This is a genomic window from Botrimarina colliarenosi (assembly GCF_007859955.1).
GTDB classification, from domain to species: Bacteria; Planctomycetota; Planctomycetia; order Pirellulales; family Lacipirellulaceae; genus Botrimarina; species Botrimarina colliarenosi.
Genome location: NZ_SJPR01000003.1, coordinates 268889 through 286744, shown reverse-complemented (window position 1 = coordinate 286744; position 17856 = coordinate 268889). Strand labels below are relative to the sequence as shown.

Annotated in this window: 13 protein-coding genes and 1 tRNA gene; 4 read left to right on the top strand and 10 right to left on the bottom strand. The window is 66.9% G+C overall.

Annotation, left to right across the window (positions count from 1 at the left end; genetic code table 11):
- Positions 1-373: 373 nt before the first annotated feature.
- Positions 374-1705 carry a DEAD/DEAH box helicase gene (locus Pla108_RS12855; protein WP_146445355.1) on the top strand — a complete coding sequence of 444 codons (1332 nt, stop codon included), beginning with the start codon at positions 374-376 and terminating at the stop codon, positions 1703-1705.
- A gap of 112 nt (positions 1706-1817) precedes the next feature.
- On the opposite strand, the gene Pla108_RS12850 is transcribed toward Pla108_RS12855, so the two are convergent.
- Positions 1818-2870 (bottom strand): extracellular solute-binding protein, encoded by a 1053-nt coding sequence (locus Pla108_RS12850; RefSeq protein ID WP_197526525.1) that lies wholly within the window; start codon positions 2868-2870, stop codon positions 1818-1820.
- 106 nt (positions 2871-2976) lie between these two features.
- Here Pla108_RS12850 and Pla108_RS12845 point away from each other — a divergent pair, with 106 nt between their 5' ends.
- A complete protein-coding gene (locus Pla108_RS12845) occupies positions 2977-3765 on the top strand; it encodes an MBL fold metallo-hydrolase (protein WP_146445353.1) in 789 nt (262 codons plus the stop codon).
- Here Pla108_RS12845 and Pla108_RS12840 read toward each other — a convergent pair.
- Positions 3755-5188 carry a flavin-containing monooxygenase gene (locus Pla108_RS12840; RefSeq protein WP_146445352.1) on the bottom strand — a complete coding sequence of 478 codons (1434 nt, stop codon included), beginning with the start codon at positions 5186-5188 and terminating at the stop codon, positions 3755-3757. The two genes, Pla108_RS12845 and Pla108_RS12840, sit on opposite strands and share 11 nt — an antisense overlap.
- 291 nt (positions 5189-5479) lie before the next feature.
- Here Pla108_RS12840 and Pla108_RS12835 point away from each other — a divergent pair, with 291 nt between their 5' ends.
- Both Pla108_RS12835 and Pla108_RS12830 read left to right on the top strand, forming a co-directional pair.
- On the top strand, positions 5480-6556 hold the full coding sequence (locus Pla108_RS12835) for a hypothetical protein (protein ID WP_146445351.1): 1077 nt from the start codon (positions 5480-5482) through the stop codon (positions 6554-6556).
- Between the two features lie 283 nt (positions 6557-6839).
- A complete protein-coding gene (locus Pla108_RS12830; protein WP_197526524.1) occupies positions 6840-7358 on the top strand; it encodes a helix-turn-helix domain-containing protein in 519 nt (172 codons plus the stop codon).
- A 39-nt stretch (positions 7359-7397) separates the two neighbouring features.
- On the opposite strand, the gene Pla108_RS12825 is transcribed toward Pla108_RS12830, so the two are convergent.
- From Pla108_RS12825 to def, 8 genes are all read right to left on the bottom strand, one after another.
- On the bottom strand, positions 7398-10517 hold the full coding sequence (locus Pla108_RS12825; RefSeq protein ID WP_146445349.1) for a [protein-PII] uridylyltransferase family protein: 3120 nt from the start codon (positions 10515-10517) through the stop codon (positions 7398-7400).
- Between the two features lie 222 nt (positions 10518-10739).
- Positions 10740-10812 (bottom strand) — tRNA-Arg (locus Pla108_RS12820).
- 263 nt (positions 10813-11075) lie between these two features.
- Positions 11076-13481 carry a glycoside hydrolase family 2 TIM barrel-domain containing protein gene (locus tag Pla108_RS12815; RefSeq protein ID WP_146445348.1) on the bottom strand — a complete coding sequence of 802 codons (2406 nt, stop codon included), beginning with the start codon at positions 13479-13481 and terminating at the stop codon, positions 11076-11078.
- 163 nt (positions 13482-13644) lie between these two features.
- Positions 13645-15066, bottom strand: a complete 1422-nt coding sequence (gene miaB / locus Pla108_RS12810) for a tRNA (N6-isopentenyl adenosine(37)-C2)-methylthiotransferase MiaB (protein WP_146445347.1) — start codon at positions 15064-15066, stop codon at positions 13645-13647.
- Positions 15067-15158: 92 nt separating this feature from the next.
- Positions 15159-15338 carry a hypothetical protein gene (locus Pla108_RS12805; RefSeq protein WP_146445346.1) on the bottom strand — a complete coding sequence of 60 codons (180 nt, stop codon included), beginning with the start codon at positions 15336-15338 and terminating at the stop codon, positions 15159-15161.
- A gap of 160 nt (positions 15339-15498) precedes the next feature.
- The gene (locus Pla108_RS12800) at positions 15499-15924 is read right to left on the bottom strand and encodes a protein-tyrosine phosphatase family protein (protein WP_146445345.1); all 426 of its coding nucleotides are present in this window, start codon (positions 15922-15924) and stop codon (positions 15499-15501) included.
- A 150-nt stretch (positions 15925-16074) separates the two neighbouring features.
- Positions 16075-17007 carry a methionyl-tRNA formyltransferase gene (gene fmt / locus Pla108_RS12795; protein WP_146445344.1) on the bottom strand — a complete coding sequence of 311 codons (933 nt, stop codon included), beginning with the start codon at positions 17005-17007 and terminating at the stop codon, positions 16075-16077.
- 128 nt (positions 17008-17135) lie between these two features.
- Positions 17136-17723 carry a peptide deformylase gene (def, locus tag Pla108_RS12790; RefSeq protein WP_146445343.1) on the bottom strand — a complete coding sequence of 196 codons (588 nt, stop codon included), beginning with the start codon at positions 17721-17723 and terminating at the stop codon, positions 17136-17138.
- Between the last annotated feature and the right edge of the window lie 133 nt (positions 17724-17856).

Here is a 17856-nt window from a genome sequence, read left to right as displayed (position 1 = left end):
CCTGAACCGGTGGGCGCATGCCCCCGGAGTTGCGAAAGAGACACGCCCCCCCTCCCCGTCGACTCACCCCCACCCGGCGTTGCTTAGCACGCCTCAAGTGGTTACTATCAAGACACTTAGAGTTTTGTAGGTTGCCGCTCTCGCGGATCACGTCGCTCGGGCCTTATTGGCGCCGGGGGCGGTTCTCCGACGCCGGGCGGTGGTTGGACGCAGAACCCTCCCCCCGTGACGTCGCGCAACGACCCTAAATTTCCCGCCCCGGATCGCATTTCCGGGCGCGTCGGTCGGGGCGCAAGGACCCCCCGCAAAGCAGGAACCCGTGGCGACAACTCAATTGGAAGACCCTCAGAACGACGTAGAAACAACCTCCGAGATGCCCACCACCGCCGACGATTCCGCCTCGAAGGTGGGATTCGACGAGATGGGCCTCTCCGAATCGATGCTCGCGACCCTGAAGTCGATCGGCTACGAGACCCCTTCGCCCGTTCAGGGCGGGGTCATCCCGATCGCCCTCGCTGGCAACGACGTGCTCGGCCAGGCTCGGACCGGCACCGGCAAGACGGCGGCGTTCGCGATCCCCATCCTCGAGACGATGGAAGACCGCGGCAAAGGCGCCGCCCCGCAGGCGATCGTCCTGGTGCCGACGCGTGAGCTCGCCGTGCAGGTCACCGACGAGTTCCAGCGGCTGGCCGGCGAGCGGAAGTTCCGCTGCGTCGCCGTCTACGGCGGCAAGCCGATCAAGGCGCAGATCAGCAAGCTCGAACGGGGCGCCGACGTCGTGATCGGCACCCCGGGCCGCGTGCTCGACCACATCGGCCGGCACACGATCGACCTCCGCACGCTGCGTGTCGTCGTGCTCGACGAGGCCGACCGGATGCTCGACATCGGTTTCCGCCCCGACATCGAGAAGATCCTCCGCCAGTGCCCGGCCAAGCGCCAGACGCTGTTGCTGTCGGCCACGGTCGCGCCGCCCGTGAAGCGGCTCGCCGAGCGCTACATGCACGAGCCGGTGATGCTCGACTTCTCGCCGAAGAACAAGTCGGTCGACACGATCGAGCAGCACTTCTTCACCGTCGACGGCGACCGCAAGTACGACCTGCTCAACCGCCTGCTCGAGCGCGAGCAGCCGTCGCAGACGATCGTCTTCTGCCGCACGAAGCGCGGCTGCGACAAGATCCACGAGCGGCTCAGCCGCAAGCGGAAGGGGATCGGCTGCATCCACGGCGACCTCCCGCAGGGCGCCCGCGACAAGGTGATGAAGGCGTTCCGCGCCGAAGAGATCACCCTGCTGGTGGCGACCGACGTCGTCGGCCGCGGCATCGACGTGAGCAGCATCTCGCACATCATCAACTACGACATCCCGCAGTCGTCCGACGACTACGTCCACCGCGTCGGCCGCACCGGCCGGATGGGGCGTGACGGCGTCGCGTACACGTTCGTGACACGTGAGGAAGGCGACGAGCTGACCCGGATCGAGATCCTCATCAACAAAGTGTTGATCGAGGACAAGATCGATGGCTTCGAGGCGGCCCGACCGACGCAGAAGCGGGCGGCTGCCGCCGTGAAGTTCTACGGCGCCGGGACGCAGGCGAGTGACAACGAAGAGGCCGTCGAAGCGCCCGTGGAAGCGGCCCCCGCGCCAGAGGCGCCGAAGCCGGCGCCCTTTGGCCGCCGTGGCCGCAGCAAGCACCGCCGCGGGCTGTAAAAAGCTAAGCAATCGTTCCTGTGGGAGGGGTCTCCAGACCCCGATGGCGCGTTCCATGCCGTTGCGGAATGGGCGCGGAAATCGGGGTCAGGAAACCCCTCCCACAGCCTTTCTATAGCGCCCCGCCGAACTCCTCGGCAAGCCATTTCGAGGCGTCGTCCCAGCCGGCGGCGGCGGCTTCCCAGTTGACCGCCATCGGCTGGACCTCTTCGGGCGTCTTCACCCGGCAACGGCAGGCGTTGTCCGACCGGCTCTCGTTGCTGAGCGGGATCTGAGCGCTAGGGCCGATCACGAGCCGGCACTCGACGAGCGACGTCAGCAGGAACTCCGCCAGGGCGTGGCCCGCGGTCGGATTCGGTGAGCCTTCGACCAGGGCGATCGTGTTCGGGATAAACAGCGTTCCCAACGCCTCCTGACCTTCCTCTTTTGGCTGGTCGGGATAGATGATCGTGACGGGCTGTCCCCCTTCGAGCTCAATCATCGCGTCGTCGGTGTCGGTGAGGCCGAACGCCAGCTTGCCCCGCGCCACTTCCTGGGCGACCCGCTTGTTGCCCGACAGGATGCGGCAGTTCTTCTTCACGCCGGTGAAGAACTTCTTAGCCCGCTCGTCGCCCCACTGCTCGAACAGACAGGCGGCCTGGGTGGCGGTGGTGCCGAACAGCGGCTTGGCGACCCCCGCCTGGTCGTACCACTGCGGGTCCGTGAGGTCCTCGATCGAGTGCGGCCAACGGGCCTCTTTCACGAGGTTCGTGTTGACGATCAGCACCCGCGCCCGGGCGGCGAAGCCGCGCCAATCGAGGTCTTTCGAGCGGTACTCGGGGTCGTAGTTCTTGTCGGCCGCCATCGGCTGGGATCGGAGCAGCCCCTCGCGCTTCAGCCGCAGGGTGTGCAGCAGCTCGTTGTTCCAGAAGACATCCGCACGGGGACGCTCGCGTTCGGCCATAATGGCGCTGGCGAGGCCGACCGTCTTGGTGGCCTCGGTGTCGAACTTCGCCAGCACCTCGATCCCGGTCTTGCGGGTGAAGGCGTCGAAGATCGGCCTGGAGAATTCCTCGTCGAGGGCCGTGTAGACGACCACCTGCTTGGGGACCTTCGGCGTGTCGCAGCCGCCGGAGGCGATCGCAATGAGAATCAGCGTGAGCAGAGCGAGCGAGCGAGCCTTCATTGATCTTTCCACGCCGACTTTGATACCGTCCTGCGGGCGGCCGTGCCGCCCCTGACCGTCCAACATAGCCCGCCCCGAGCCCAGCGGGCCAGCCTCGCGACTCGTCATGACCACGCCAATCACTACCAGCGCCTCATCGCTGAGCGTTGAGTTGCTCGGATCGGGGGGCTACCACCCCTCGGAAAGGCGGCAGACGGCGTGCGTGCTGCTGCCCGAAATCGGCCTGATGCTCGACGCCGGCACGGGGGCGTTCCGCGTGCTGGCGCGCGTCGCCGCCGGCGCCTTGCGCGCGGACCGGCTCGACATCGTGCTAACCCACGCCCATCTCGATCACATTGTGGGACTCACCTACCTGATCGGCCTCGCCTGCGAGGGCCGGCCGATCGAGACCGTCATCCACGCCACGACGGCGACGCTCGACGCGGTCCACGCGCATCTGCTGGCGCCCGCGCTCTTCCCCATCGCGCCTGTCACGCGTTTCGAGACGCTCGGCGGGTCGCTCACGCTCGCCGGCGGGGCGACGGTGACGACGTTTCCGCTCGACCATCCGGGCGGGTCGCTCGGCCTGCGGGTCGAGGCGCGCGGAAAGTCGCTCGCGTACGTCACCGACACGCTCCCCGTCACGCCGGCGACGCTCGATCGGATCCATGGCGTCGATCTGCTGATGCACGAGGCGTACTTCGATGCGTCGCAACGCCGGCTCGCCGACGACTCGGGCCATTGCACCGCCGCCGACGCCGCCCACGCCGCCGCGGCCGCTCACGCCAAGCGGCTGGTGATGATGCACCTCGACCCGCGGGCGACCGCTGAAGACGAGGCCCGGGCCTTGGCCGAAGCCCAAGCGATCCGCGCCGACGCGGTTTATGGCGAAGACCAAATGCTGGTCAAGCTGTAGCGGCCGTGGCCTTGTCGGTCACTCCTCGGCAGAGCCGACGCCACTCGCGATCGAGCCGCTTGCCGTAACGGTGGTGCTCGACCTCCAACCGGTGCCGCGGCGTTTCGACATAGTTGATCGCTGCGTCGTGGAATGCTCCGTCGCGGTCGGGCCTCCGCTTGCGCTCACGCAGCGCGCGGGCCGCCGAGGCGCCTTGCTCGCTAGCGAGGAGGTACTGCGTCACCAGCCGGGCCTGTCGATCGACCAAGCCCCATTGGCCGCTGTCGGGCTGGATCATCCCGAGCACGAACAAGTCATCCCGCTCGGGATGGAAGACGTTGAGATACAGCTCGGGCCGCCCGTCGCGCCAATTGAGCGTGGCGCTGTCCATGAAGGGGAACGACAGATGATACCCGGTTGCGTAGACGATCGTGTCGAAAGGCTCCTCGCGGCCATCGACGTAGCGGACGCCGGCCCCCGTGAGGCGCTCAACGTCGGGCCGGACCTCGAGGTCGCCGTGACGGAGCTGGTAGATCAGCTGCGAATTGATCGTCGGGTGGGTCTCGAACAACCGATGGTCGGGCTTCGGCAGTCCCGTTCCGGCGCGCGGCCCCTGCACCAGATAGATCATGCCCAGCGCTAACAGCCGGCGCAGGGCGAGGGGCAATCGCCAACGCAACAGCCGCTCGCCAACCGCATCGATCGGCTGGCCACGATAAAACTTCGGCAAGAAGTGGTACCCGCGTCGCAGGCTGAGCCGCGTCAACGCGGCGTGCTGCGAGCACTCCACCACGATATCGCAGCCGCTGTTGCCGCCGCCGACCACCAGCACCCGCTTGCCGGCGATGGCGTCGGGCGTTTTGTACTCGCCCGAGTGGAGTTCGGCTCCGCCGAAGGTGGCTTCGCCGCTGCGGCCGCTCCATGCCGGGAAGGCGAAGTCCCAGTTGTGGCCATTGGCGATCACCAAGCGGCCGTAGCGGCGGAGCTCGCCCGACTCCAACTCAACGAGCCATCCTCCCCCCCGCGCGGCGCCCGGCCCCTCCATGGGGGTGACGCGGCGGACGCCCGCGCCGAACTGGAGGTGCTCACCCAAACCGAATCGATCGACGTAGCTCCGCAGGTAATCGAGCACGAGGCGATGGCTCGGGTACTCCGGCCAGCCGTCGGGCATCGGGTGGTCGAGGTACTCTGTTTGCCCTTTCGAAGAGATCAGGTGCGTCGACGCCATCACCCGGCTGCAGGGCAAGGCGATGTTCCAATTGCCGCCCAGGTCGGCTTCGCGCTCGAGGCAATCGACCTTAAAGGCGGCCTGTCGCAGGTTCTTGACCATCGCGAGGCCCGATGTGCCGGCGCCGATCACCGCGATGCGATCGGTGCGATCGACGACCGCCTGCGACAAGCGCGGCGTGCCGGACGTGGTGGAGAGCGTTGGTGGGGGCGTCACGCGCAGCGGAACTCGAGAAAGGACGTTCTAGGTGGATTGACCCAACCCGATCGGGTGGCGCCTAGCTTACCTCGTCTATGTTATCGCGCGGCGTTGCCGAGCGGGCGACCGTCGGGGATGTGTTTGTCCGCCATCGACGTTGACGAATCAGCGCCCGATCCGAATGCTTGGGTACGGGCGGTTCGGGATGAACCGCCACTCCTCACATCGGCCGCTTGCGTCCCTTCGGCTTCTTGCCCTTCGGAGCGAGAGCAGAAATGACGCCGCCCGCGGCCGCGAGACACGACGCCCATGGCCAGGAAAGCCTCGCAAGGACTTCCGTTCGACCCCCCGTCGTCGCCCCAGCGCCGTAGCGCTTTGAATACGGATCGTTACCGCCTCGAGGGGACGTACGAGCGCCTGCGCCGCGCTTTGGTGGCGGGACCTCAGGACGGACGGATCGATCAACCGTTGTCGTACTGGGTGTTGCCAAGCGACCGCCGTCTGCCGATCGTTTTCCTCGACCGGACGCTGCGCGACCTGCTCGCCCAGCCGCTCGAGGACCTGATGCAGACCCCCGGCGTCGGGCAGAAGAAAATCCTCGGGTTCTTTGACCTGCTGCGTCGAGCGATCAAGTCCGAATCGGCCGACCGACCCTTCGGGATGGCCGCCGAACCGGCGATCGACGAGCCGTCCCACCGCCGTGGCGTCGGCGTCGAGCCGGCCAGCGTCTCGGAAGCGGTCTGGCGTGAGTGGTGCGAGACGATTCTCCGCGCCGGCTTCGGCGACCACGCGCTGGGGCGGGTCGCCCCCTCGCTGCGGAAGCTGCCAACCGTCATCTGGGAAACGCCGTTGTCGGACTATGCGGGCCGTTCGCTCGCCGACATCCGTCTGCTGAAGACCCACGGCGAGAAACGCGTCAACGCGATTCTCGAGGTCTTCGGCGCCATCTACGAAGCGGTCTCGACGGCCGCCCTGAACGAGGACCTTCAGCTTGATGTCACCGCCCGGTTCGTTCCCGAGCTGACCCGCTGGCTGGTCGCCCACGCGGCGCGGCCCGACAAATTGACGCTGGCCGACATCCAGGAGCGGGTCGCCAAGCCTCTCGTCCGGCAGATCGAGATCGACCTGGGCGAGCCGGTTACAGGCCTCGCGAGCGAGCGACTCGGCTTTGACGGAGCGACCCCAACCGTCAAGACACAGGCCGAACAGCTAGGCGTCACGCGGGCGCGGGTCTATCAACTGCTGGAGGACTGTGGCCGGGTGCTCGCCGTTCGCTGGCCCGAGGGACGCTGGCTGCTGGCGCCACTGGCCGATCGCCCGGCGAAAACCGATCCCGAGGCGATGGGACTCATCCACGCCATCCGGGTGCTGTTTTACCCGGAGTAATCCCTCCTGAAGAGGCGTCTCCCGACGCCGATGACGCGCACCCCGCGGTCTGGCCCAGAAGCGACGACAGCTTAGGCGAGCCGGGAGCGTCAACGGCCGGAGTGAAATGGGTACCCCCGTCACTCCGGTCGTTGACGCTCCCGGCTCGCCTTGCAACGGTTTACCGGTTCCACCCAGCGCCCGTACCGGGGTCGGGAGACCCCTCCGACAGTCGCCGGCTCGCCATCCGGGTTTGGCGGTGTGTATACTCGTACAGGCCATTCTATCCCCCGAGCCTACCGCCGTGTCGGTTCCCGCCGCCAGCCGCTGGTCGATCATTGCGCACAATGTGCGTCGGCTGATGGCGCGCGACGGCCTCACCTACGAGGACGTCTGCGAGGCGAGCGGCCTCGACGCCCGAACGCTCCGAGGGGTGTTACGCGCCGCGAAGCGTCCCCACGCCAAGACGCTGCAGCGGCTGGCCGAAGGCCTCGGCGTCACGCCCGACGAGCTCTTCGCCGGCGACGCGTCGATTGCGCGGGCCGAGTTCGACGCCGCCACCAACCCCGCCATCGAAGAAGCGGTCGAGTCGGCGCCCGAGCTCTTCGACGGCTGGACCCCGAGCGACTTCGGCGAGTTGGCGAGCCGCGTCGGCGCCGGCGGCGCGCTCACCCCGCACGGCGTCCGATTGGCTGCCGAATTGATGAACGCCAACCGCCAGGCGCTGACCCGCGCGCAAGTGGTGCTCGAAACCGGCCAAGCCGACGCCCTCCGCACCGTGATCGACGCGCTCTACGACCGGGCGACGGCGCGAGAACAATAAAAGTGGACGCCCACCTCCCAAGGGGGACGGCGCGCCGATTTAACTCCGTCGGGCTACGTCGAGCAGGCGGTCGAAACGCGACCGCGTATCGCGACGGCACTCGTCGACTTCATCGCACAGCGCCTTCGCGCTGGGGTAGCTAAGCAAATAGGCGAGCTTCCGCAGTTCGACCTCTTCCTCCGGGAACTCGTGCCGACCCGCCGAGTTCATCAGCCGGATCCGCGCCTCGACGCTTCGCTCGAGCCGATAGCTGCGGCTCAAGAATTCGGCGTCCTCGTTCGTGAGGTAACCGCCCGAAGCGAGCGTAGTCAGGGCGTCGAGCGTGTTCGGCGTGCGGACCGAAGGGTCGTCGCCGCCGTAGCGTAGCTGCAACATCTGCGCGATAAACTCGGTGTCGACCGTGCCGCCGATGCCTCGCTTGAGGTTCCGCGGACTCGCGGTCGCCTCCAAGCGGCGGCGCATGTCACGGATCTCGTCGACGTTGCGGGGGTTCCAGGCGGGGCCGTAGGCCGACGCGTTGACGGCCGCCATCGCCCGCTCGGCCGCGGCGTCGGAGCCATAGACGACCCGCGTCTTGCAGAGCGCCAGTCGCTCCCACAGTTGGCCGGCGCCGCTGGCGAAATAGTCCTGCAGCGCCCGAATCGTCACCGCGAGCGTCCCGCCTCGGCCGGTCGGGCGGAGCCGCGCGTCGACCTCGTACAGCCGTCCATAGGGCCCGAGCCGATTGGCGACGCTGATGATCCGTTGACCCAGTTCGCCGAAGAAGTGGCCGTTGGTCGTCGAGATCGCCCGCCGCGAGCGGCGTTGGTGGACGGTGGGCCCTTCCGCTTCGTAGAGGAACACGAGGTCGAGATCGGAGTGGTAGTTCGGCTCGCGGCCGCCGAGCTTGCCCATCGCCAAGATGATCGCCTCGGCGGGCTCCCCCTCGCGGCCGCGGAGGGCCTCGCGCTCTTCCGCCGTGGCGGCCGGTTCTTCGTCCTGCGGCTCGCCAACGGGGCCGACCGTCGGCACGCCGTGCTTCTCGACCAGGGCGGCGTGTTCGCGTTCGGCGATCACCCCCAGACAGACTTGGGCGACGTCGGCGAGCGCCGCGTGGGTCTCTTGGATGTCGTCCTTGCCGAGGATGTCTCGCACGCCCACCCGCAGGTGCTGGGCGTGCTTGAAGCTGTGGAGGATCGGGTCGAGCGCCTCGGCGCCCCGCGACAACTCGGCGAGCCCCTCTTGCAGTTGGTCGGCGGTTGGCAGGCGCCCGACGAGCAAGCTGTCCATCAGCTCGTCGATCATGCCCGGGTTGCTGGTGAGGATCTCCGCCAGGTAGGGGCACGCCGCACAGAGCGTCACGTACAGGTCGAGCGACGCCCGGTTGTTGCTGAACAGCTCCCACAACGCCGCCTTGCCGCCGAGCGAGTCGCTCACGCGGCTGAGATTCACGAGCGTCTGATCCGGTTCGGGCGTCTGGGCGATCGCCGTCAGCAGCCGCGGCGCGATCGACGCCAAGAAGTGACGGCAACGCCGGGTCGAGAGGAACCGGATCGGCTCGGTCGCCAACGACATCAGGTTGGCGTACGCCGCCTTCGGATCGGCGAACGGGTAACGCCCCAGCACCTCGGCGATCGCCTCGGGCGTCGGTTCGGGGTCGTTCACCAGATCGACCTCGGGCTCGTCGGCGTGCTCGTCGTGGAACGCGTCGTGGAGCAGGTGATCGAGGATCCGCCGGTTCACTTCGGTGCGTTGGCGGTACTCTCCCTGGAACGCGGCGAGCGCCGTGGCCTGCTTCTCGTCAAAGAAGCCCATCCGCACCGCGACTTTCCGCAGCTCGTCGGGGTCGTCCGGCAGCGTGTGCGTCTGCAGATCGAAGACGATTTGCAAACGGTGCTCCAGCTTGCGGAGAAACTCGTAGTTCTCGGTCAGGTGGATCCGCTCCTGGGGGGTCAGGCAGCCCGCCTTCTCGAGCCGATGGATCGCGTCGAGCGTCGTGCTGGTCCGGACCTCGGGGAGCGCGCCGCCGTTGAGCAGCTGCAGGAACTGGATCACGAATTCGATGTCGCGGATGCCGCCGTGGCCCGTTTTGACGTTGCTGGCGTTCTCACCTTCCGAAGCGGCGCGGCTCTCGATGCGGCGTTTGAGCGATTTGATGCCGGCGATGTCGGCCAGCGACAGATAGCGGCGATAGACCCAGGGCTCGAGCGTCTCGAGCAGCCGGTCGCCCAGCTGGAGGTCCCCCGCCACCGGACGCGCCTTGATCATCGCCTGCCGTTCCCAGGTGCGGCCGCGGGTGTCGTAGTAAGCGACCATCGTGTCGAACGGCTGCACGAGCGGGCCCCGGTCGCCGTCGGGACGCAACCGCATGTCGACCCGGTAGCAGGTGCCATGCTCGGTCACCTCACCGACGAGCTTCACAAGGTCGCGCGCCAACCGATCAAAGTACTCGCGGTTGGTGGTCGGCCGGCTGTGGTCGGTTTCTCCCTCTTCCTCGTAGAGGAAGATCAGGTCGATGTCACTCGAGTAGTTCAGCTCGACGCCACCGAGCTTGCCGAGACCGAGCACGCAGAACTGGGCCCGTTGGCCGTCGCGGCGGCGTGGCGAGCCGAAGCGCTCTTCGAGCCGCTTGGTCAAGAAAACGAGGGCCGCCTCGAGGATCGCGTCCGCCAGCAGCGACACCTGCCGGGCGACCGCGGCCACGCTCTGGCCACGGACGATGTCGCCATAGGCGATGCGGGTCGTCTCGCGACGCTTGGCGCGGCGCAACGCGGCCGCCACCCGGCCCCAGTCGCTGAGTCCGGTGATCTCGGTGACCAGCTCATCGACGAGCACCTCGCGCGCGACCGGACGCCCCTCGGTCATCCGCACCAGGTCGTAGCACTCTTGGTCACGGACCAGTTGGTCGGCCAGGTACTGGCTCGAGGAGAGCAGCTGCAGCAATTGCGGCAATGCCTCGCGGTCGCGCTCGAACAGTGCGGCGGTCGAGAGCGGGTTGCGGGCCGCGGCGAGGAACCGCTCGAGGTTCCGTAGCGCCATGCCCGGGTCGGCGAGTCGCGGCCGGGTCGCCTCGAACTGCGACTGGAGCAGTCCTAGCAAATCGCTAGGGACGCCGCAGCGGGCGATCTGTTGCCACGGTGTCGCCGGGGGGGCGGCCGTGGGAGCGTCGGGTGATGTCATAGCCAAGCGGCGAGCCCGCCAGGGCCCTCGTCGAACAACGCCTAGAAAAAAGCCCGGGCGGCCGCCTGGCTAACGCCCGAGAACTCCATTCTACCGCATAGCCCAACTCGGAGCGAGCAGAGCGAGCCACGCCGGTGCCCGTCGCGAACGCCGGGCCGCGCCAATCAACAATAAAGCGGGTGGACAGCCGGAGGGACCAACTACGTCGCCGCCGGCATTCAGCGCCCCCGGCAGGATTCGAACCTGCGACACACGGTTTAGGAAACCGATGCTCTATCCCCTGAGCTACGGGGGCTAAGGTGTTCCACTGGAATAACTTACGTCACTCCCGTGGTCCCGGAACGGAATGCCTTTCAAGGTCTTGCCAACCGTCATCGTCATCCGTCCCGCGACGCGAACCGTTTTAGCTGACATGGGCGCCAACCGCGAGTCATCCGCATGCGAACTCCTACCTAAACGCCCCACCCGCGGACACGAAACGCTTCAGAAGGCGGCAGAAGGTGTGCCTGGCGGACCGGGAGTAATGAGCTGTCGGGGAGATTGCAAACTCAGTCGGCACTAGCGGTCGAGTTCGCTGGCGATCGAGACCGAGCCTTGCTGGAGGCCCTCGGCACTGGCGGTGACTCGCAGGGCGTCGCCGGGGGCGGTGGCCCGGACCACGGCGAGGGCCCGGCCGCGGTAGGCGTGTCGCTCGTCCGACGTGAAGGGGTCGAGATCGACGATCGAGCCGTTGTCCGTTGCGACGATCTGGCCGGGGCCCTCGATCGTAAACTGGATAAGGTTCGTCGCCCGCGGGCAACGGACCCCGGCGGCGTCGACGACCTCCGCTCTGACCATCGCAACCTCGTCCCAATCGGTAGAGAGGCGGTCGCGACTTGTGGTGACCCGGACGGCGACCGGCGCTCCGGCGGTGTCGAGGCGGCATCGGGCGACCTCTTGACCTCCGTTACGGCCAACAGCGACGAGGGCTCCCGGCTCGTAACGTACGGCCCAGTTCCGCGGCGCGGCGTTGGTCGGTAGCGGCTTGGCGCCGAGTGATCGACCGTTGAGCAGAAGCTCGACCTCCTCGCAATTGCTGTAGACCTCGACGTTCTCTTCGTGCACTTCGTTGGCCTCTTCGTGCACTTCGTCGGCCGTCGCGTCGCGGGGCGTCCAGTCCGGGAACAGCACCTCGCGACGCCGCCATTCCACCGCCTCGTAGCCGGGATCGGCCGGCGTCGCTTCGGTCGCCGCTTCGCGGCGGTAGAGGCTCACAACGGGTCGCTCGCTCCACCAACTCTGTCGCTCGGCGCCACGCGGATGGAGAGCGCCGGTGCGGTCGATGAGACCGGAGTCGAACGTCGTGATCGGCCAGCTGCGTGACTCGCCGAGATAGTCGACGCCGACCCAAAGGAACTGGCCGGCGTGGGGCGGGTTGTCGCGACAGAGCAGCCAGTTCTGCCGCTCGTGCGGCTGCTCCGTGCCGATGATCTTGCGGTCGGGGTTGTCGCGCCAAGCTTGCAGCAGCTCGGCGTCGCGGTAATTGGTGCCGATCACGTCGAGCAAGTCCGCCAAGCCGTTGTCGTAGTCGTGCGTCACGTTGGGGCGGAAGAGGCCCTGCGTCACCGGCCTGGTGGGATCGACCTCGTGGCACACCTCCACCAAACCGGCGAGGATCCGCTTGGCCTTCTCGGTCTGGTGCGTGTCGCGGATCTCGTTGCCGACGCTGTAGAGCACGATCGACGGGTGGTTGCGGTCGCGGCGCAGCGTGTCGGTGAGGTCGCGGCGCCACCACTCGGCGAAGTGCTTGCCGTAGTCGTGCTTCCGCTTGCGCCCCTCCCAGCAGTCAAAGAACTCCGACATGACGACGATCCCCATCGCGTCGCACAGGTCCAAGAACTCGGGAGCGACCGGGTTGTGGCTCGTGCGGATCGCGTTGACACCCAACGCCTGCAACGTCGCTAGTCGGTCGCGCCACACGGCGAGCGGCACGGCGGCGCCGACAGCGCCGCCGTCGTGGTGCAGACAGACGCCGCGTAACTTGTGGTGGCGGCCGTTGAGCCAGAAGCCCGAGTCGGAACGGAACTCGGCGGTGCGGACGCCGAACGGCGCCGTGACTTGGTCGACGCGATTCCCTTCCGACTCGATCGCGATGCGAGCCGTGTAGAGCTGCGGTTTGTCGAAGTCCCAGAGTTCGGGAGAGGCTACATCGATCGTGAGCCGCGCTTGCGACTCCCCGTCGGCGGCGGCTTGCCCGCTGACCGTCGCCGATCCGACAACCTCGCCGCTGGGGCTCAGGCAATCGGCTAGCACGGTGTATTTGCGTGGGGTGTCGCCGTCGTTGCGGATGGTGACCTCGATCGCTACCCGGGCGCGATCGGGCGTGATCTCGGGGGTCGTCACCCCCACGCCGTTGTAAGCGACGTGCAGCGGGTCGAGCTCGACCAACCGGACATGGCGGTAGACGCCGCTGCCCGTATACCACCGCGAGGCGACCTGCTCCGACGTATCAGTCCTTACGGCGAGGACGTTTGGTCCGGCGTCGCCGTAGCGGAGGTGCGGCGTGAGGTCGTAGCGAAAGCTGACATAGCCGTTAGGCCGTTCGCCGAGCAGCTCGCCATTGAGGTAGACACGGCTGTTGGCCATGACGCCGTCGAAATCGACGACCAATCGACGACCCCGCAGCGACTCGGGGGCGACGAACGCCTTGCGGTACCAAGCCACGCCGGTCGGCAGAAAGGCCCCCTCGCCCCCTGCTGGCGCGTCCTTGCGAAACGGCCCGGCGATCGCCCAATCGTGGGGCGTCGTCACGACGCTCCAGTCGGAAGCGTCGAACGCCGATTCGGCCGCGCCTTGCACGTCTCCCTGATGGAAGCTCCACGCCTCATCGAACGAGACAACCCGGCGTGGCTCGGCGTCATTAGGGGCCGGTAGAACGGGGACCGCTGCTGCGACCGACAGCGCCGCCAAGAGCGAGACAAGCATAGAGATTGGGCAAGAAGGCAGATGATACGGTTGAAAAGTCTGGCGCGGCGGCAAGCCGGCGCCGTCCTCCAACTATAAACCGAATCGCTCTCCCGTTCGCCCCAAGGCGGGGACCAAACCCCGTGAAGGACGGACGCCCGCACCGCTCAGCCGACCGAGCCGCTCAGCCGACCGAACCCGCCAGCGAAAAGACCTCGGGGCCGACATGGTCGGTCACCACGGCGCCAAACAGCGTGTGGGCGTTGGCGTCGTACACCGCCACGGGCAGCGTCTGGCCGATCTGTCGTCGGTTGCCGTCGAACACCACGATGCGGTCGCACATGGTGCGGCCCGTCAGCTGGAGCCGGTCCCCCTCCTCGGCCGCCTTCTTGCTGGGACCCTCGACCAGCACCTCGACGCGCGAGCCGAGGAACCGGTGGTTGTCCGCCTCGCTGATCTCGTTCTGCAGCGCGAGCAGCTCGTTGTTCCGCCGCCGCTTCACTTCGTCAGGCACATCGTCCGGCAGGCGGTCGGCCGACTTGGTGCCGGGGCGCTCGCTGTACTTGAAGATAAAGCTGTTCTTGAACCGGCACTCGCGCACCAGGTCCATCGTCTGCTGAAACTGCTCTTCGGTCTCGCCAGAGAAACCCACGATAAAGTCGCTGGTGATCGCCACGTCGGGCATCCAGCGCTTCGCCCGGTCGTGCATCTCCCGGTACTCGGCGATCGTGTAGCCGCGCTTCATGCGGAGCAGTTGCTCGTCGCTGCCGTGCTGGGCCGGGACGTGCAGGTACTTCACGCACTTCGGCAGGTCGCGGATCGCTTCGAGCACGTCGTCGGTCATGTCCTTCGGGTACGACGTGACGAACTTGATCCGCTCGAGCCCCTCGACGTCGTGCAGCCCGCGGAGCAGGTCACTAAATCGCCAGGCGACGCCCTCTTCGGTGTGCCGCCAGCTGTTGACCGTTTGGCCGAGCAGCGTGATCTCTTTACAGCCCTCGCTGACGAGCTGCCGGGCCTCGGCCAGGATCTGGCTCGGCGGGCGGCTCTGCTCGGGGCCACGCACCGACGGTACGATGCAGTAGGTGCAGAACTTGTCGCAGCCGATCTGGATCCGCACGAACGCCTGGAACGGGGTGGGCCGCATCGTCGGATCGCGGAGCGGGTCGAACGACTCGTGGCTCCGCTTGATCACGTCGGTGGCGCCCTCTTTGCGGCCGAGCGAAACCTCCAGCCGCTGCTCGCCCGGCTTCTCACGCGCCTCGCGGACCAGCTGCGGCACCTGATGCAATTGGCCCGGGCCGACGACGATGTCGACATACGGCGCCCGCTTGAAGATCAGCTGCTGGTCTTTCTGGGCCATGCAGCCCATGACGCCGATCACCTTGTCGGGCATCGCCCGCTTGGCGTCTTTCAGTCGGCCGAGCGCCGAGTAGATCTTGTCCTCGGCGTGCTGCCGGACGCTGCAGGTGTTGAACAGCACCGTGTCCGCTTCGGCGGTCGAGCCGGTGAGCTCGTAGCCTTCTTTGCGTAGCGCCGCGACGACCAGCTCGGAGTCGAGCAGGTTCATCTGGCAGCCGACGGTTTCGATATAGAGTTTTTTCATTCGGAGGGTCCGAGGGGCGGACCAGGCTGGCGGCGTTCAGCCGCGGAGGACCGCCATCGCGTTGGGGGGCGGCTCGCTAAGCGGAATCGAGGTCAGTGCGAACCCCTTCGGCGGGCTTTGAGCTTGGCTTCGGCTTCGCGTTCGCGTTGGGCGTCGATTTGCTTCTGGACCTCGGTGGTCAGTTGGTGGGCGCGGCGACGCATCAGGCTCACGAGCGTCCGCACCGCGACCAGCACCGCGATGGCGAGCAGCAGCGTTTCCGGCACGCTCATGGGGGGTCTCCTTCCTTGGAGGGGCACAAGCCAGTAGTTTACCCAGATTAGCGGTTCGGGGGCGAGAGCGCCGGCGGCCCTGCTAGCGGGTTCTTGGGGGGGAACCACGACGGGCACGAAGGACACGACGGCCGGCTTCGTGCGGTCAGGCCGGCACGGCTTACTGAGTCACTTCCTCGCAGATCGAAGCTACGATTCCTAGCAAGGCGGGCGAAATGTCGGTCGGACCTCGGTTGCCAACCTCAGTTACCATTTCGTGCAGTGATCGACCTGTGTGCACCGACATCGCTGCAGCAGCGACAGAAGGGGAACGGCTGAGGCCGGCGCTACAGGCGACCAACGTAGGAATTCCCTCCTTAACAAGACTGGAGGCTGTCACGATCGCCAGCCGAAGCATCTCGCGCGAAGCCGACTCGCCGTCATCGATTGGGCAACGCACGTACGCCAGCTCTCGTGGCAAAACGGCGGGGGATTCTTCGACTGCGAGATCGATGACAACGCGTACTCCAAGTTGGTAGAGAAGCTCTGGATTGCGTGCCTCGTGCGCATTGCCAGTCCAGAACTTTCCCTCCAGCACTTCACGCATGGCTAATGATTGGGTCCAAAGTCTGATAAGCGGCCTTCGTGTCCTTCGTGTCCTTCGTGTCCTTCGTGCCCTTCGTGCCCTTCGTGCCCTTCGTGCCCTTCGTGCCCTTCGTGCCCTTCGTGCCCTTCGTGCCCTTCGTGGTTCACATCTTTAAGAACCCAAGTTCAAACCGGGACTCAACTTCGCTCCAAGCAGCCAATCCCCCGCCGCCATCCGCCGCTTGCCGGCGGGTTGCACGTCGAGGATCTCGATGGCGCCGTCGCCGGTTGCGATGACGAGCCGCTTGTCGGCTGTCAGCACCTCGCCCGGCGTGCCGGCGCCTTCAGCCACGGCGACGCGGTCGATCACCAAGCGGAGCGGTTCGCCTTTTGCCTGCGGCACGAAGGTGTACGCCCGGGGCCAGGGCTGGAGCCCGCGCACTTGGTCCTTGATCGCCTGAGCGGGCCGCGTCCAGTCGATGAGGCCGTCTTCTTTCTTCAGCCGCGGCGCCTTGGTCGCGAGCGACGTGTCTTGTGGCTCGCCACTGGCCGTGCCGGCGGCGAGTTCGTTGACGACCCGCAGCGTGAGCCCGGCGCCGAGTTCGGACAGCCGCTCTTCGAGTTCGCCCGAGGTCTCGTCGGGATCGATCGGCGTGCGGACCTCGCCGAGGATCGGGCCCGCGTCGAGGCCGGGCGTCATCTGAATCACCGCGGCGCCGGTCTCGGCGTCGCCATTGAGCACGGCCCACTGCACCGGCGCGGCGCCCCGGTAACGCGGCAACAGCGAGCCATGCAGGTTAACGCCCCCGAGCCGTGTCGCGCCGAGCGCCGCGGGCTTGAGGATCTCGCCATAGTCGCAGACGAGCAGCAGGTCGGCCTCGTAGGCGACGAGCCGTTCAACCGATTCCGGTAGGTTAACGCTCTCGGGCTGCCAGAGCGGCAAGCTGAGCTCTTCGGCCGCGGACGCCATCGGCGCCGGCGGCTCGCTCTTCCGTCCCCGCGGGGGACGCGTCACCACGGCGAGCACCTCATGCGCGCCACTCGCCACAATCGCCCGCAGCGACGGCACGGCGAACGGCCCGGTTCCTAGTGCAACAATCCGCATTGGTACTTCTTTTTAGGGAACCACAGATAAACACGGATGAACGCGGATAAGAGATTGGCTTTCGCTGTGCGAAGGCTTCCTCACTTCGTTCGATCGGTGTTCATCCGTGTTTATCCGTGGTCCATTCCTTAACAGCGGTGAGCTTCGAGCTCCGCAATCCGCGCGGCGATCGCGTCGCCCGACGGGACGTCGCCCGTTTCTTGGCGGCTTTGGAAGTCCATCTCGAGCTCGTAGAGGTCGTCGTCGACCTCCGCCTTCTCGGTCGGCGACATCTTGTCGATGAACAGGATGCCGTCGAGGTGGTCGGTCTCGTGCTGGATGACGCGGGCGAGCATGCCGTCGACCGTCTCGTCGATCTCGTTACCGGCCAGGTCGTACGCCTGCACCCGGACGGTCGTGTTGCGGATCATGGGGCCGCGGATGTCGGGCAGGCTGAGGCAGCCCTCGGTCATCGTCGCCTGGCCCTTCCCTTTCGAGAGGACCGGGTTGAGGAAGACGCGTTCGTGCTCAGGCTGCTCGGGGTCGCCGGTCACGTTGATGACGAACATCCGGTACGGCAGGTCGACCTGATTGGCGGCGAGGCCGATCCCCTCGTGCTCGTACATCAGCTCAATCATCTCGGCGGCCCAGCCGCGGAGCTGGGCGTCGACCTTCGTCAACGGCTTGGAGACGTGTCGCAGCGTGGGGTGCGGGTAGTGGACGATTTGCAGCGACAAAACAGCGGCTCCGAGGCGGGGCGGGGATGCGGAAGGGGTAATATAAACGTTTGGCGTGGTTGGTGCTTCCCTCCGGGAGCTGACGCTTCCCGGCTCGCTATCAGCTCGCCCAGCGAGCCGGGAAGCGTCAGCT

What these genes read in the sequence shown, in the direction of transcription:
- Pla108_RS12855 (WP_146445355.1), top strand. Translation starts at nt 374, where the DNA reads ATGCCCACCACCGCCGACGATTCCGCCTCGAAGGTGGGATTCGACGAG.
- Pla108_RS12850 (WP_197526525.1), bottom strand. Translation starts at nt 2,870, where the DNA reads ATGAAGGCTCGCTCGCTCGCTCTGCTCACGCTGATTCTCATTGCGATC.
- Pla108_RS12845 (WP_146445353.1), top strand. Translation starts at nt 2,977, where the DNA reads ATGACCACGCCAATCACTACCAGCGCCTCATCGCTGAGCGTTGAGTTG.
- Pla108_RS12835 (WP_146445351.1), top strand. Translation starts at nt 5,480, where the DNA reads ATGGCCAGGAAAGCCTCGCAAGGACTTCCGTTCGACCCCCCGTCGTCG.
- Pla108_RS12825 (WP_146445349.1), bottom strand. Translation starts at nt 10,517, where the DNA reads ATGACATCACCCGACGCTCCCACGGCCGCCCCCCCGGCGACACCGTGG.
- Pla108_RS12815 (WP_146445348.1), bottom strand. Translation starts at nt 13,481, where the DNA reads ATGCTTGTCTCGCTCTTGGCGGCGCTGTCGGTCGCAGCAGCGGTCCCC.
- miaB (WP_146445347.1), bottom strand. Translation starts at nt 15,066, where the DNA reads ATGAAAAAACTCTATATCGAAACCGTCGGCTGCCAGATGAACCTGCTC.
- Pla108_RS12805 (WP_146445346.1), bottom strand. Translation starts at nt 15,338, where the DNA reads ATGAGCGTGCCGGAAACGCTGCTGCTCGCCATCGCGGTGCTGGTCGCG.
- Pla108_RS12800 (WP_146445345.1), bottom strand. Translation starts at nt 15,924, where the DNA reads ATGCGTGAAGTGCTGGAGGGAAAGTTCTGGACTGGCAATGCGCACGAG.
- fmt (WP_146445344.1), bottom strand. Translation starts at nt 17,007, where the DNA reads ATGCGGATTGTTGCACTAGGAACCGGGCCGTTCGCCGTGCCGTCGCTG.